The organism is Flavobacterium alvei (assembly GCF_002920895.1).
Classification (GTDB): Bacteria; Bacteroidota; Bacteroidia; order Flavobacteriales; family Flavobacteriaceae; genus Flavobacterium; species Flavobacterium alvei.
Genome location: NZ_PQVG01000005.1, coordinates 216,702 through 231,550, shown reverse-complemented (window position 1 = coordinate 231,550; position 14,849 = coordinate 216,702). Strand labels below are relative to the sequence as shown.

14 protein-coding genes are annotated in these 14,849 nt (G+C 32.2%); 8 read left to right on the top strand and 6 right to left on the bottom strand.

All coding sequences use genetic code 11. The annotated features are described in order from the left end of the window. Positions 1-21: 21 nt before the first annotated feature. The 8 genes from C3L50_RS10425 to yidC all read left to right on the top strand — a co-directional run bounded on the left by C3L50_RS10425 (position 22) and on the right by yidC (position 8,697). The gene (locus C3L50_RS10425) at positions 22-870 is read left to right on the top strand and encodes a hypothetical protein (RefSeq protein ID WP_133158874.1); all 849 of its coding nucleotides are present in this window, start codon (positions 22-24) and stop codon (positions 868-870) included. Positions 871-873: 3 nt separating this feature from the next. After that, positions 874-1,602 (top strand): T9SS type A sorting domain-containing protein, encoded by a 729-nt coding sequence (locus C3L50_RS10420; protein WP_103806112.1) that lies wholly within the window; start codon positions 874-876, stop codon positions 1,600-1,602. A gap of 408 nt (positions 1,603-2,010) precedes the next feature. Continuing rightward, on the top strand, positions 2,011-2,565 hold the full coding sequence (locus C3L50_RS10415) for an outer membrane beta-barrel protein (protein ID WP_103806111.1): 555 nt from the start codon (positions 2,011-2,013) through the stop codon (positions 2,563-2,565). Positions 2,566-2,590: 25 nt separating this feature from the next. Further along, positions 2,591-4,165 (top strand): T9SS type A sorting domain-containing protein, encoded by a 1,575-nt coding sequence (locus C3L50_RS10410; protein ID WP_103806110.1) that lies wholly within the window; start codon positions 2,591-2,593, stop codon positions 4,163-4,165. Between the two features lie 150 nt (positions 4,166-4,315). Beyond that, positions 4,316-4,546 carry a hypothetical protein gene (locus C3L50_RS10405; RefSeq protein ID WP_103806109.1) on the top strand — a complete coding sequence of 77 codons (231 nt, stop codon included), beginning with the start codon at positions 4,316-4,318 and terminating at the stop codon, positions 4,544-4,546. Further along, entirely contained in the window at positions 4,528-4,839 is a 312-nt protein-coding gene (locus tag C3L50_RS10400; protein WP_103806108.1) for a hypothetical protein, read from the top strand. The genes C3L50_RS10405 and C3L50_RS10400 overlap by 19 nt, the downstream gene beginning before the upstream one ends. 227 nt (positions 4,840-5,066) lie before the next feature. Next, positions 5,067-6,680, top strand: a complete 1,614-nt coding sequence (locus C3L50_RS10395; RefSeq protein WP_103806107.1) for a CTP synthase — start codon at positions 5,067-5,069, stop codon at positions 6,678-6,680. Between the two features lie 118 nt (positions 6,681-6,798). Then, positions 6,799-8,697: a membrane protein insertase YidC gene (gene yidC, locus C3L50_RS10390; protein WP_103806106.1), complete on the top strand. Its 1,899-nt coding sequence runs from the start codon at positions 6,799-6,801 to the stop codon at positions 8,695-8,697. 81 nt (positions 8,698-8,778) lie between these two features. On the opposite strand, the gene C3L50_RS10385 is transcribed toward yidC, so the two are convergent. From C3L50_RS10385 to C3L50_RS10360, 6 genes are all read right to left on the bottom strand, one after another. Then, entirely contained in the window at positions 8,779-9,471 is a 693-nt protein-coding gene (locus C3L50_RS10385) for an SUMF1/EgtB/PvdO family nonheme iron enzyme (RefSeq protein WP_103806105.1), read from the bottom strand. Between the two features lie 803 nt (positions 9,472-10,274). Beyond that, positions 10,275-11,333, bottom strand: coding sequence for a nucleoid-associated protein (locus C3L50_RS10380; RefSeq protein ID WP_103806104.1), 1,059 nt, complete (start codon positions 11,331-11,333; stop codon positions 10,275-10,277). A 91-nt stretch (positions 11,334-11,424) separates the two neighbouring features. After that, positions 11,425-11,967 (bottom strand): IS1096 element passenger TnpR family protein, encoded by a 543-nt coding sequence (locus tag C3L50_RS10375; RefSeq protein ID WP_103806103.1) that lies wholly within the window; start codon positions 11,965-11,967, stop codon positions 11,425-11,427. 225 nt (positions 11,968-12,192) lie between these two features. Beyond that, positions 12,193-12,792 carry a hypothetical protein gene (locus C3L50_RS10370; RefSeq protein ID WP_103806102.1) on the bottom strand — a complete coding sequence of 200 codons (600 nt, stop codon included), beginning with the start codon at positions 12,790-12,792 and terminating at the stop codon, positions 12,193-12,195. Positions 12,793-12,880: 88 nt separating this feature from the next. Continuing rightward, complete coding sequence (locus C3L50_RS10365) at positions 12,881-13,480, bottom strand: HPP family protein (RefSeq protein ID WP_103806101.1); 600 nt, start codon at positions 13,478-13,480, stop codon at positions 12,881-12,883. 5 nt (positions 13,481-13,485) lie between these two features. Beyond that, a complete protein-coding gene (locus C3L50_RS10360) occupies positions 13,486-14,766 on the bottom strand; it encodes a chloride channel protein (RefSeq protein ID WP_103806100.1) in 1,281 nt (426 codons plus the stop codon). Between the last annotated feature and the right edge of the window lie 83 nt (positions 14,767-14,849).

The following is a 14,849-nucleotide window of genomic DNA, read 5'->3' as shown; positions in this document are numbered from 1 at the left end:
AAAAATTAAAAAACAAACAAAATGATAAACAAAATACATTTTATAAAATATGTAGCAGTATTGTTATTCTCTTTGAGTCTATCTGCTCAGCAAGTATCAGTGACGCCACAAAACGTAGAATACACTAATAATGGACAGCCTAAATCTTTTGTGAGTGGCTGTGGAAATATAGATTTAGCCTCAAGTACTAGCACCTTGATAAGTATGATAGTCAATATCGATACATATACATCTGTAATTAATAATAGCGAAAGTAAATTGTATATTTACACTAAAAAGTCCTTCTCTGATGTAAAAACACAAAGGTACCTTAAAAAAATTCCTTCAACGAATTGGACACCAGGAGCTGCGCCTACTACTTTATCATACGCCCCTACTGTTAGTTTTTCCATAAATGCCGCTGATTTTAATGCGACAGGCGGAACTTTACTTTTGGTATTTGAGTCACCCTCAGGCACACAATACACTTCACCTTGTACTTTTACAATAACTAAAACACCTCCACCGAGTTTTTCCCTATCTCCCGACAGTCTCAGTTTAGGTTGTGGAGAAGTTACAGGAAGAATATTTACAATTACACCAGCCAATATTCCTGCTGGCGTAACACCATCATACAGTTGGAGTTTTCCTGGTTGGACGGAGGTTGGATCAACTGCTACTTCCAAAAATTTGCAGCCAAGTTCAGGTCTAGTATTGCCATCAACAATTACTGTTACTCAAAATATTAATGGTGTTCCTACAGAAGTAAAAACTTGTACTGTAACTCGCTCATCTATTGATCCTACTGGATATATTTCTGGAAGTGCAACAGTATGCACGACTAGAACATTTACTTTTGAAGGATTATTAGTTGGTCAATCGGTAACTTAGAATTTGTCAAATGCAACAGCTGGAACTTTAAGTACAGCAAATGGTACATCAACAACATTTACAGCAACAGCTGGTGGTGCAGTAAAATTAATAGCTACAGTGACTAACAGTTGTGGACAATCTTATGTTAAAGAACTAGATTTATTTGCAGGTTTGCCACCAGCTTTTAGTTTAGTTCGGGCAAGCAACGAATTTTGCGATGATATTAAATACCATTATGTGCCATATGAAATAACTAACAGAACCCCAGCATTCACCTATACCTATAATGTTACTACATATCCTTGGGTTAAAGTGACACAATCCATCCAAACTTATAATGGTGTAATACAAGATGTTTTGGTTTTTCCAAAAACGTATTCAGGGACAATTGATATTTATGTTACAACATCAAATAGTTGTGGCACTACTCCATTTTTTGTTGAAGAAGAACCAATTAGTAATTGCAGTGGTTTAGGTCTTCGATTAAGCAGTACTGCAGAACAATTTACAGTATTTCCAAATCCAGCAGATGACATCGTGACAATCGAATTAAAAGATTCAGAAAAACAATTCGAAAAAGACGTAACAATTTCGGGAGAGCTTTTTGATATGTCAGGACAATCAAAATCAAAAATTAAAATTTCTGATAACAAGGCGACTTTTTCTGTAAAAGGATTAAAAAAAGGTATTTATGTTTTAAAAATTCTCATAAATGATCAAGTAGAAAACCATCGAATAGCAGTTGAATAAAAAATTGAATTAGTTAGTTGAAAAACCTACTCGGGATGTATAATCTTGGGTAGGTTTTTTTTTATGGATTTTGAGTGCAAAAATGAAAAAAAATGAAAAAAGTTGTGCCAAATGTGGAAAACCGTAAAATAGAATGTTGTGGACTTTGTAATTTTAAACTATAATTAAAAACGTACAAAAATATAATATTTTAATTTCTATAAAAAAAAGAAAAAACTGATGTTTTGGCAAGGAATTTGTAAGTAAATATTCAGTGTTATTATTGCAAATAGTTAATTAACAAAACACTAAAAAACACTAACGTTCGTCATATGAAAATACAAAAAAAGAGGCTCTTGCAAGATCACAGCCCGCCAAAACGAGAACAGAATAATTATAATTTTACAATTTTTAACCTAATATACAATTATGAAAACAATTAAAATATTTTTTATTACAACAATTTTATTTACTCTTTCGGCCCATTCTCAAATTACAAAAGGGAATTGGATGGTTGGAGGTAGTGGAAACTTTACAAACTATAAAAGTACATTTAAAAGCAATAATACAGAATTTACTCAAACTGGTAGTGGTATTAATATTTCACCAAATTTAGGTTATTTTGTTGCAGATAATTTTGCAGTTGGAACTGCGGTAGGCTTTAGTTTCTCAAACCCATCGGGTGCTAACAATAATAGTCACAGTTATGGTATTTCACCTTTTGTACGATATTATTTTAGAAAATCCGAAAAAATAATTAACCCTTTTTTACAAACAAGTTATGGTTATGGTAAAGGTGAAAGTGATGACGGGGGTTCAAATAAAAGCAGTGGATATACTATAAAAGGAGGTTCAGCTATTTTTTTCAATAGTAGTGTTGCTCTCGAACTTTCGCTAAATTATAATTCATCCAAATATAATTCTGATACAACATATAATGATTTCACAATTGGAATTGGTTTTCAAATACATTTAGAAAAATGAAAATAATCTTTAAAAAACAAGTAAAATGAAAAATAAAATACAGCTTTTACAATTTGTTGCAATTTTAATCTTTTCTTTTGGCTCTTATGCACAAGTAACAGTAAGTGCATCAAATTTGCAATATACAAATAATGGTCAATCTACTATTACATTAGCAAATTGCGGAAATATAGATTTGGCATCAAGTACCACTACATCAATAAATTTAGGAATAAACTTAAGTAAACCAAACGGTCAAGTTGTTGGTTTAAGTGATTTGCGTGTTTATACAAAAAAATCTTCGTCAGATTCGAGAATAGAAAGAAGTTGGTCACAGATTTTAGAATCATCTTGGAATACGCAAGTTAATCCTAATACCCGTTCAACATCAGCTAGTTTCTCGATAAATTCCTCTGACTTTAATGCTTCTGGTGGCACGCTATATGTGGTTTTTAAGTCAAGCGGAAATATCGAATATACATCAACGTGTGTTTTCACAATAACAAAGGCATTAGTGCCCAGTTTTACTTTCTCCCCAACAAGTTTAGGTCTAGCTTGTGGAGACACGAGTTCGCAAACGTTCACGGTTACACCAGCTAATATTCCTAGTGGTGCAACTGTAACTTATCAATGGAGTTATAGTGGTAGCTGGTCAGGTACAGTGAATTCTTCTATGAATTCGGTAACTTTGACACCAAATTCTGTAATTTCTTTACCTTCAACTGTTTCGGTTAAACCTTATGTTGATAATTCAGGCTACCCCATAATGGCATGTGCAGTTTCTCGTTCGCCAATTGCATCGAGTGGTTCAATATCCGGAAATACAACAGTATGTACGACTGGAACCTATACCTTTTCTGGATTATTAGCAAATCAATCGGTAAATTGGAGTTTGTCAAATGCAACAGCAGGCACTTTAAGTCCAACAAGCGGTACATCAACAACATTTACAACAACAGCTGGTGGTGCAACGGATATAATAGCTACAGTAACTAATAGTTGTGGAGAACATTATACCAAATCACTATCTTTATTTGCTGGATTACCGCAGGCATTTAGTTTAGTTCGAGCCAGCAACGAATATTGCGATGATATAAAATATCATTATGTGCCTTATGAAATTCCAAACAGAAACCCTCTAATCACCTATACATACAATGTTACCCCAATTCCTTGGGTAAAAGTGACACAAACCAGCCAAACTTATAATGGTGTAATACAAGATGTTTTAGTTTTTCCAAAAACCTATTCGGGAACAATTGATATTTATGTTACTACAACAAATAGTTGTGGTACAACTCCCTTTTTTGTTGAAGAAGAACCAATTAGTAATTGCAGTGGTTTAGGTCTTCGATTAAGCAGTACTGCAGAACAATTTACAGTATTTCCAAATCCAGCAGATGATATCGTGACAATCGAATTAAAAGATTCAGAAAAGCAATTCGAAAAAGACGTAACAATTTCGGGAGAGCTTTTTGATATGTTAGGACAATCAAAATCAAAAATTAAAATTTCGGATAACAAGGCTACTTTTTCTGTAAAAGGATTAAAAAAAGGTATTTATGTTCTAAAAATTCTCATAAATGACCAAGTAGAAAGCCATCGAATAGCAGTTGAATAAAAAATTGAATTAGTTAGTAGAAAAACCTACTCGGGATGTATAATCTTGGGTAGGTTTTTTTATTACAACAATCCCGTGTTAATGTAAAAAATTACCAAAAAATAAAATCAGTACAAATAAAATAGTAAGTTTGTGTAAAATTGTACTGTTATGAAAGCAATTGCATTAAAAAAATATTTGGTTTCAAAAATAAATCTAATTGATGATGATTCCATATTAGATGAAATCAAGGAAATTGTTGATAAGAAAGAAACTGTTTATGTACTTTCTAATTATCATTTAGAGAAACTAGCCAAATCAAGACAACAGATTGAAGAAGGCGATTTTTTGACCCAAGATGAAATGGACAAAAAAGTGGAAGAATGGCTAAACGAAAAGTAATTTGGTCTACAGATTCTTCTTTGGATATGATAGATATTATGCAGTATTATACCAATAGAAACAAAAGCAAAAAGTATAGTTCAAAATTGTATAAAGAAATCCAGTTGACACTACAAACATTAGATTTTTCTATTACACTTCCTCAGAAAACATCCGATAAAAAATTATTTTATTTTACTCACAACCATATTTTTATAGGTTTTGAGATCCAAGAGAATATTTTAATCGTTCACCTTGTTATCGATGATAGAAGAAATCCTGAAATCATAAAAAAGCTTTTAAAAGCAGTATAAATAGTGAATGCGAAAAACCTACTCGGGATTTAAAATCTTGGGTAGGTTTTTTTATTTATGATTTTTAACTAAAAAACGATAACCAATTCATACTTGTCAATAAAATCAAAATTATCTCAATTCCAAATTAGTTTTTTCTCAATTTATAATCGTATTTTTGCAGCGTTTTTGCAAACTATTCGCTTGCATTTTTACCAAACAACAACAACTACAACACTATTAATAAAATGAATCAAACAAAATATATTTTTGTTACAGGCGGAGTTACGTCTTCTTTAGGGAAGGGGATAATTGCGGCTTCATTGGCAAAATTATTACAGGGAAGAGGATATAGAACAACAATTCAAAAGTTTGACCCGTATCTAAACGTTGATCCGGGAACATTAAATCCTTACGAACACGGAGAATGTTATGTAACCGATGATGGTGCAGAAACTGATTTGGACTTGGGACATTACGAGCGTTTCTTGAACGTTCCAACTTCTCAGGCAAATAATGTGACCACGGGAAGAATTTACCTTTCAGTTATCGAAAAAGAACGAAGAGGCGAATTCCTGGGGAAAACGGTTCAAGTTGTACCTCATATTACCAACGAAATCAAGGAAAGAATGCAATTGTTGGGGAAATCCGGCGATTTTGACATTGTAATTACTGAAATCGGTGGAACTGTGGGTGATATCGAATCGTTACCATATATCGAATCCGTTCGTCAATTGGTTTGGGATTTGGGCGAAAACAATGCCATTGTGATTCACTTGACCTTAATTCCATATTTGGCCGCAGCCGGAGAATTAAAAACAAAACCAACGCAACACTCTGTTAAAACCTTGATGGAAAGCGGTATCAAAGCCGATATTTTAGTTTGTAGAACAGAGCATCAAATTTCGCAAGAAATCCGCAATAAATTAGCCTTGTTTTGCAATGTCAAAAAAGAAGCCGTAATCCAATCTATCGATGCTTCAACCATTTATGAAGTGCCTAATTTGATGTTGGAAGAAGGACTTGATGTTGTAGCATTAAAAAAATTGGACTTACCCAAAAAAGCAGCTCCAGATTTGAAAAATTGGAATACTTTCTTACGCAGATTGAAAAATCCAAAACATACGATAAATATCGGTTTGATTGGAAAATATGTAGAAATGCAAGATTGCTACAAGTCAATTTTAGAGGCTTTTATACACGCAGGTGCTGCCAATGAAACCAAAGTAAATGTAATCTCGATACATTCTGAATATATTGATTTAGAAAATATTAAAGAAAAACTAAAAGATTTAGACGGAATTCTTGTTGCTCCAGGTTTTGGCGAAAGAGGTATTGAGGGAAAAATAGAAGCTATTCATTATGCTCGTGAAAATAAAGTGCCCTTTTTAGGAATTTGTTTGGGTATGCAAATGGCAACCATCGAATATTCAAGAAATGTTTTGGGGTATGCCGATGCCAATTCGACCGAAATGAATCCTGATACGACAAATCCAGTTGTGAACTTGATGGAAGATCAAAAAACAGTTACCGACAAAGGAGGAACTATGCGTCTTGGAGCTTGGAAATGCGAAATCAAACCAGACACATTAGCATATAGAATTTACGGGAAAACAACTATTTCTGAGCGTCATCGCCATCGTTATGAATTCAATAGTCATTATTTGGCCGAATTAGAAAAAGCGGGATTAAAAGCTTCGGGAGTCAATCCAGAAACAGGTTTAGTAGAAATTGTAGAATTAGAAGATCACCCTTTTTACATTGGAGTACAATACCATCCAGAATATAAAAGTACGGTTGAAAACCCACATCCACTTTTTGTGAATTTTGTAGCTGCAGTGGTTAAAGCAAAGAAAAAGTAGTATTCAGTAACAATTTGAAGCAAAACTGGACTAACAGATAATTAAATAATAATAAGCACATTCAAGACTCGGCTTCCTCTCCTTTGGAGAGGGTTGGGGAGAGGATAAAAAATTAAAAATGGAAGAAAAAAAATTAGACCTCAATTCGATTATTGGTTTCGTATTGATTTTTGGAATCTTGATTTGGATTATGTATCAAAACAAGCCTTCTGAAGCACAAATAGCAGCCGAAAAAGCTAAAAAAGAACTTGTTGCAACACAAAAAGCAAAAAAGGCAATTCAAGCGGCAGTTGCGCCAGTAGCAGTAGTGGCAGGCGATTCAACTCAATTAGTTCAATTACAAAAAACTTTAGGCGGTTTTGCTTATTCTGCAACTCTTCCATCGGCAAAAGAAGAGGTTACCACTATCGAAAACGAAAAAGTAATTCTGAAAATTGCCAATAAAGGAGGTTATATTGTTGAAGCGACTTTAAAAAATTTGGAGAAATTCAAGAAAGGATCAGGACAATTGGTAGAATTGATTAAAAACAATAATGCCAATTTGAATATTCAATTGCAAACCAATGATAATCGTACTTTAAACACCAAAGACCTTTATTTTGAACCTACAATTTCCAAAGTAGGAGCAGACCAAATCCTTTCAATGAAATTGAAGGCTAGTGCCAATGAATTTTTAGAATACAAATACATTTTGAAACCAAACGATTATATGGTTGGTTTTGATTTGCGTTCACAAGGTTTAAATAAAGTTTTGAATACTAGCAAACCGTTAGATTTAGAATGGAATTTAAAAACCTATCGAAACGAGAAAAGTATTTCGTATGAAGATCGATATACTGACATTCGTTATGAATATGAAGATGGAAAAGACAATAGTACTGGATTAGGAAAAGATACTGAGGATACGCCAATTAAAGTGAGTTATATCGCTTTCAAACAGCATTTTTTCTCTACTATTTTATTGACAGATAAGCCTTTTGAGACTTCAAAACTGCATTCAACTAAATTGGTGAATGATGAAACAATCGATACTGTTTTTACCAAACAATTAAAAGCAAATGTTCCTTTGGCTTTCAGCAATGGCGAACTAGATTATAAAATGAGTTGGTATTTTGGCCCATCTGATTATAAAACATTAAAGCAGTATGATAAAAATTTAGAGAAAATAATTCCTTTGGGTTGGGGAATTTTCGGGTGGATTAATAAATTTATTTTTATTCCCCTATTTGGATTTTTGAGCTCAACATTAGGACTTTCTTTGGGAATTGCCATCATTATTTTTACTATTTTAATCAAGGTGGCTATGTCGCCAATTACCTTCAAATCGTTCTTGTCACAAGCCAAAATGAAAGTATTGCGTCCTGAAATCACTGAATTGGGAGAAAAATTCAAAAAAGACCCAATGAAAAAGCAGCAGGAAACTATGAAGTTATACAACAAGGCGGGAGTAAACCCAATGGCAGGTTGTATTCCAGCTTTGATACAGTTGCCCTTTATGTATGCTTCGTTTCAGTTTTTTCCATCGGCTTATGAATTGAGACAAAAAGGCTTTCTTTGGGCAGACGATTTGTCTTCTTTTGATGCGGTTGTTAAACTTCCGTTTCATATTCCGTTATACGGAGATCATATTAGTTTGTTCCCCGTTTTGGCTTCGATTGCGATTTTCTTTTATATGAAAATGACTTCTGGAGATCAGCAAATGGCTGCTCCGCAACAAGAAGGAATGCCAGATATGGCCAAAATGATGAAAATGATGATTTACATCTCGCCAATAATGATGTTGTTCTTCTTTAATAGTTACGGTGCTGGTTTGAGTTTGTATAACTTTGTTTCGAATTTGATTACTATTGGAATTATGCTTGTTATTAAAAGATATTTTATTGATAGTGATAAAATTCACGCTCAAATTCAAGAAAACAAATTGAAAGAGCCTAAAAAACAAAGTAAGTTCCAACGAAAACTGCAAGAAGTAATGGAACAAGCCGAAGCTGAAAAGGCTAAGAAAGCTAAGAAATAATCAAACAAAAAATCCCGAGCAATCGGGATTTTTTGTTTGATACAAAAAAAGAAGAATGTTGGACTGAATTATATTGGCGTATTATTTTTCTATTTCGCAAATACATCTAAATCCAGTAAATCCATAATTTGAATTAAAGTTGAATAATTTTTCGGAAGTTGTCAACTCCTTTACAGGGAAAATAGTAAACTGAGTGGCATTTTTTTCCAGTTTTATGTCCAAGAGTTTTTCTTTAAATTCAATGATTGTATTTGAATTTGAAAAAAATGTTTTTGCAAGAATAAGTTCATTTTCAGTTGCTAACCTGTAATTAATTTTGTCAGATTGATTTTTATTTAACGCATGTTTTTCATCGTATTTCCATAAATGACTTACCATTTCAGTTCTCCATTTACAAAAGTTAATGGCTTGTTCTTTTGAAACATTCAATACTGGATGATATTGGAATTGGTATCCCGACCAATACCCTAATTCTGTTAAATAGTTGTTATTTGAATAAAAGTCAATCAATAAGGGAGGGAATATAACTTTCATTTCAATGGGGAAGCCTTTTTCATTTGTTGCTTTGGTAAATTCACTAAATGAATCGTATCCTTTATTTTTCAAAACTTTTTTTGCAGTCAAATATTCTGTAAATGTCGAGTTTGTAACGGGTGATACGTCAATGAATAAACTATCATTTAATTGAATTGTACCAGGTGGAATTTCTATACTATTTTGAGCATTCAATACCCCAAAGTTGCCTATTAGAAGTAAGACTATTATTTTTTTCATGATTTTTCTAAATTGTATATATGTTTAACACATCAGTCTTATTTGTAGGTTACAATATATAATTAATTTTTTACAAATTGGAAAATAACGAGAAGTTTGTATTGATGTAATTTTTAGGAAAAAAGGCAAAAAAAAATCCCGAAAAATTCGGGATCATATTGAATAATCTATTTTTGAATATTTGAAATCAAAGTATCGGCTATTACTATTTTGCCAAGTTTTGAATAGTATATTTTTTCCTTTTGTTTCCAATGTAGTGGTTGATTAAGGAATCAAATCTGTAAAGTTGCAGATATGATGTAAACTATCAGCTAATCAATAATTTAAAATAAATTAATGAATTTTTTAGCTCTTCATGTCTATAACAGCTACTCGAACTTTATACTTTTTATTAGGTTTTGGCATTAACAACATTATGCTTTTTAGTATGAGGATAAGTAGTGTCATTTTTAGCAATTTTTGAATGAATAATAAGTTTAAAAATGTCTTTTTTGATGTAATTTAATTTATATCTTTTAACTCTGGTGGTAAAAAAAGTTTTATTTCTTTTAAATCAGAAGTCGGGTCTAAACCACAACAAGAATATTTGTTTAAATATAATACAGTAAAGCTACTGTATAAGCGATTAAAAACAAAATAAAATCGATAAACTACATATTTTTACATAAAAAATAATTTAAAACTTACAAAATAATATATATTGATGTTGTTTTAACTTGTTCTAGAACAGAACATATTAAAAAAAATCCTCAATTATTTTACTAATTGAGGATTTAAACAGGTGTTATTTTAAGAATTTAGTACTAGCTTTTTACTTCTTTATTGAAATAAACCAAGTAGTAATACATTTGTTTTTCTTCGTCCCAACCTTTTTCGACAAATTTTTCAGCACTTTCTGGATTTATGAAATCCATTTTGATTTGGATTTGAGTATCCAAGTTGATTACGTTTTTAATTGATTTTCTAGCATCTGAAACGGCTGCATTGGCAATAGGAAAAGTAGTCACGTCTTCAATACTGTATTTTTCGCCTTTATCTACTTTGTAGTTTTTGAATTCTGGAATCAAATCCGGATTGTCCAAAACTTCATTTAAGAAATTGCTTTCTTCGAATTGGTCGTTTTTGGCAAAATAATTTACCGAACGATTCATAAACATCACTTCTTCTTTTTTGTCTTCGGCAGGAAAAACTACGTCTTTGGCAAAACCTTGACAGAATTTCAAGTATTTTTTGGTGATGAAATTTTCGTCTTCAAAAGCATCAACCGAAAGGAAATGTTCCAACCAATAACGGGCATCATAACGATTGCTGTCAACAGTTAGGATTTTATATCCTTCTTCTTTTTTATAATTGAAAATGATACAGCCTTTGTCCAGTTTGCTCAGGTTAATACCGTGTTGCAAAACCATTTCCAAATTGGATTCTTTTTCTTCAAACTGCAAAAAATCAGATTGTAATTCGCTTTTGAAAATTCCAATAGCATCAACCACATTATTGTCGATGTTTAGATTCGTCAAATGGGTTACATAAACTTCCCCATTTTTAATGTGTGGATGATTCGATTGTTCAAATAAATGAGTGGTTATTTGCTTGGATACTTCGTGAATTGAACTCGGATTTTCAAAAATTTGAGTAGCATATTTAAACATATCATTGTATTCCAAATCGACTTCGTGTGCAAACTGAAAGTAGTTTTCCTCTTTTTCCCGAAAAGGTTTAAAGAAATATTCTTTGATTAAAGGAACAATTTCATCGTTTAAATTAAAAGGTTGCTCAGATAAGAAAATGGCTTCGTTGCGGCTTTTATTTCCCACTCGGTGAATGGAAAGTGTTTCGATGTGAGTGTTGAATAAATTTATCATTGTTTTTTTGTTTTTTTAGACAAAAGAACCAAGATGTAAGACAGAGTAGAAGTCTTTCATCTTGGTTCTTGATTCTTAATTTCTTCTCTTTTTAATTCCAGTTTTCTTCAAATCCGTAGTCTTCATAACTATCGTCTCCTTCGAACATATCTAAGTCCTCTTCATCGAGGTCATCTTCAAATTCGTTGTAGCTTTCGCTTTCATCATCGTCGGCAATGAAATGTTTTTCCATGGCTTCGGTAGGCATTTCTCCAACAGAAAAGATGGTTTCAGGATAAGTAATTCCGGCAGAAACTTCTTCGATGGCAGCTAGTTCTACCAAGAAAGTCCACATACTAATGAAATCGTAAACATAGATTATTTTGGTGTTTTCTTGATCCAAAATATCCGAAAGCTGATAATCGCTCATCGTTTTTTGTTCGCCGGGAATATCGCCTGTGTCAAACATCGGAATTTCGTCTTCTTGGTTCCAAGTGTCGTCACAAGTATAAAAGGAAGCGACTTCCATACCGTCAAATCCAAATGAATTGAAGATAGCATTGTGTAAATCCTCTAAAGTGTCTTCGGCAAGTATGGCAATGTCTCTAAAAATGTCCTCTTCGGCATCGAGAATTACCCTGAATTTGTAAACCATAATCTTTGTTTTTATTGAGAGGTCAAAGGTAAAATTTAATTTTAGATTTTAGATTTGAGATTTCGGATTTGTTGAAAATATTTTAAACACTTGGTTTTCTAGTGGTTTCTAGTTTTAATAATTCAGAGCAGAATAATAGATGTTTTCGATATTAAATACTCCTACGATTACTTTAATAAGTATAGAATTATATTGTTTTTATGAAATGTATTGTAAACTAGTTATTTATTTTTTTATAATTCTTAAATATTTTTCTCCAAGTTCACTCTTATTTATTGATAATTCAACAAGTGTTCCTCCAGATTGGGTTTGTCCAAATGCAGATTTTGAAATTTCTGTTAATCCAGTGTTAAATAGTTTATCTAGAATGTTTTGACTTACAGATTCTTTTGAAAACTCTTTTAAGTCATAAATATTTCCAATTTCTATAGAATTACATAATCTATTAAAATCTTCAAATGAAATTTTATTTTTTAGATATGAAGCAAAGCAAAAAGAAACAAGTAAAGGTTTTTCAAAGCTATTTAATTTATCAATTATTAGAATAAGTGTTTCTCCAATTTTATTTTTTTTCTTTTCATCAAATTCCAATGTATATATCATTGATTTTTTCTCTTCTTTATTAATTTTCTCTAGGTTAAATAAAAAAGTAGACAATTTTGCTAAAAAAATTCTATCATTAATTGATTTAACAGTTAAACCAACTTTAATTATATTACCAATGATTGGAAAATTTTTAACAAATTCATTTTCTGAAAGAGTATCTAATCCTGTTTCTAGAATATCTGTGACTATTTCAAGACTGTTTTTTTGAATTTCATCCATAATATGTTTTTTAAGGTTTGATTGCGGTTAATGACTACTTTTCCAAGTATAAAAGAATTGTAAGGAATATCTTTTGTTGCAACTAAACCTACTTTTTCTTGAACTTATGAATTAGTTTTTTCCTAATCAGATGGTATTTGGGATGACTTGGATAACTTCTGTTGGAAGTCATATTGTTGAAAACTAAAGCGGTAAGAAGCAAAATCAAAACGCCGATTAACACAGGAGAAAATACGTAGATATAGCCGAGAGCTTTTATTTTATCCGAACCTATAACGGCGATAAGAGCCGTCGCTCCTCCTGGTGGATGCAATGTTTTGGTGATTTGCATCAAAACGATGGAAAGTGAAACAGCCAATGGCGCGGCAATCCAAATAATATCTGGAACTAATTTGTGTACTGTAACGCCTATGAATGCCGAAATTAAATGACCACCAACCAAGTTGCGAGGTTGCGAAAACGGGCTTTGAATAATACCATACACCAAAACGCTTGATGCTCCAAAAGAACCAATTAAATAAACGGCATCATTTCCGGAAAAATGAATGGATTGTATATAAGCCAAAATTCCAATAGCGACAAAAGAACCCAAAAAGGCCCAAAAATGTTCTTTCCAATCTACTAAAGTTTCTCTGTAGAGTATGTATTTAGTTTTGCGGTAATTCCGTTTTATTTTTTCAATTGGCATAATAGTTAATTTGCGATACTGGGCGAAAAAGAATAAACCGTAAAAGGATAAATTATTTTGGCTGTATATTTCGAAATCAAGGAAACGACCAAAAGAGGGAGGAACAGAGTATAATCATTGGTTAAACCACAAACCAAGAAGATTGCGGTAAAAGGAGCGTGAATGCTAGCACTCAAAACGGCCGCCATTCCTATAATCATAAAATTTACAGGAATCAGTCCGGCATTAAAAAAGGTATTTAAAATTGAAGCTATCAACAATCCCAAAAAAGCACCAATAAATAGGCTTGGCGCAAAAACGCCTCCATCACCTCCAGAAGCTAAGGTTATTGAGGTTACTATTGGTTTTAAAACTAATAATCCAAAGAAAGTGAAAGCCAAAGTTATCGTCAACGGAATTTCTGTCGAGCTACCAAAAATGGTTTTGATGGAGTGATAGCCTTCGCCATACAATTGTGGGAAAATGAATAATGAAATACTCAAAACTGCCGAACCCAAAAGAATTTTGTAATAAGGTGTGTTAATTTTTGAAAACTGGGATTTGAAAAACAAGACGCATCGGGTTAAATACACCGAATTCAATCCTGCCAAAATTCCTAAAAGTATAAAATATGGGATGGCTTTTATATGCCAAGTCGTGATGTTTACTGCGAATAATGGTTTTTCCTCCAAGAGAAATATAAGCCCAAAAGCTATGGCAACAGCAATCAAGTTAGTAATCAAGAATGCACGAGTTAATTTTTTCGAAATGACTTCAAAAGCAAAAAGAATTCCGGCAATAGGACTGCCAAATAAAGCCGTAACTCCTGCTGCAACTCCTGCGCAAATCAATTCGGTTTTGTATTGTTTAAAAACATTTTCTTTTCGTTGTGCGACAGAGCCAATAGTTGCCGAAGCGACTACTGTCGAAACTTCAATTCCTGTAGAGCCACCAAAAACCACCGTCAATAATCCGTTGATGAAATGGGAAGGGATTTTGTAACTCGGTAAATTCTTTGACTTGGTATTGGTACTTTCAAAGATTTCCTTGATACCCTTATTCTCTTTTTTCTTGAACAAATATTCCCGAAGAAAATAGATGATAGATAATCCGAAAACTGGAAAAACAATAAAGAATATTGGATTTATGTTGGCTTTGCTAAAAAATATTTCTTCGTAATGTTCCGTTATTTTTTTTAAAACTACTCCTAAAAAAGCGGATAGAAAACCAATCAGTATAGAAACAATTACTAATTTTCGAAATTTGATTAATTGGTAATTTCTTTTGATTTGAGCTATATTGTTCATTGTAGTTTTATAGAAGAACTACAAAGTTATAAAATGAAAGTCGAAAAAGATTTGTTTTTATGTTTTTTAGCATATTTTTATAT

Coding starts and splice junctions, on each gene's coding strand:
- C3L50_RS10425 (WP_133158874.1), top strand. CDS start 22: ATGATAAACAAAATACATTTTATAAAATATGTAGCAGTATTGTTATTC.
- C3L50_RS10415 (WP_103806111.1), top strand. CDS start 2,011: ATGAAAACAATTAAAATATTTTTTATTACAACAATTTTATTTACTCTT.
- C3L50_RS10410 (WP_103806110.1), top strand. CDS start 2,591: ATGAAAAATAAAATACAGCTTTTACAATTTGTTGCAATTTTAATCTTT.
- C3L50_RS10405 (WP_103806109.1), top strand. CDS start 4,316: ATGAAAGCAATTGCATTAAAAAAATATTTGGTTTCAAAAATAAATCTA.
- C3L50_RS10400 (WP_103806108.1), top strand. CDS start 4,528: ATGGCTAAACGAAAAGTAATTTGGTCTACAGATTCTTCTTTGGATATG.
- C3L50_RS10395 (WP_103806107.1), top strand. CDS start 5,067: ATGAATCAAACAAAATATATTTTTGTTACAGGCGGAGTTACGTCTTCT.
- yidC (WP_103806106.1), top strand. CDS start 6,799: ATGGAAGAAAAAAAATTAGACCTCAATTCGATTATTGGTTTCGTATTG.
- C3L50_RS10385 (WP_103806105.1), bottom strand. CDS start 9,471: ATGAAAAAAATAATAGTCTTACTTCTAATAGGCAACTTTGGGGTATTG.
- C3L50_RS10380 (WP_103806104.1), bottom strand. CDS start 11,333: ATGATAAATTTATTCAACACTCACATCGAAACACTTTCCATTCACCGA.
- C3L50_RS10375 (WP_103806103.1), bottom strand. CDS start 11,967: ATGGTTTACAAATTCAGGGTAATTCTCGATGCCGAAGAGGACATTTTT.
- C3L50_RS10370 (WP_103806102.1), bottom strand. CDS start 12,792: ATGGATGAAATTCAAAAAAACAGTCTTGAAATAGTCACAGATATTCTA.
- C3L50_RS10365 (WP_103806101.1), bottom strand. CDS start 13,480: ATGCCAATTGAAAAAATAAAACGGAATTACCGCAAAACTAAATACATA.
- C3L50_RS10360 (WP_103806100.1), bottom strand. CDS start 14,766: ATGAACAATATAGCTCAAATCAAAAGAAATTACCAATTAATCAAATTT.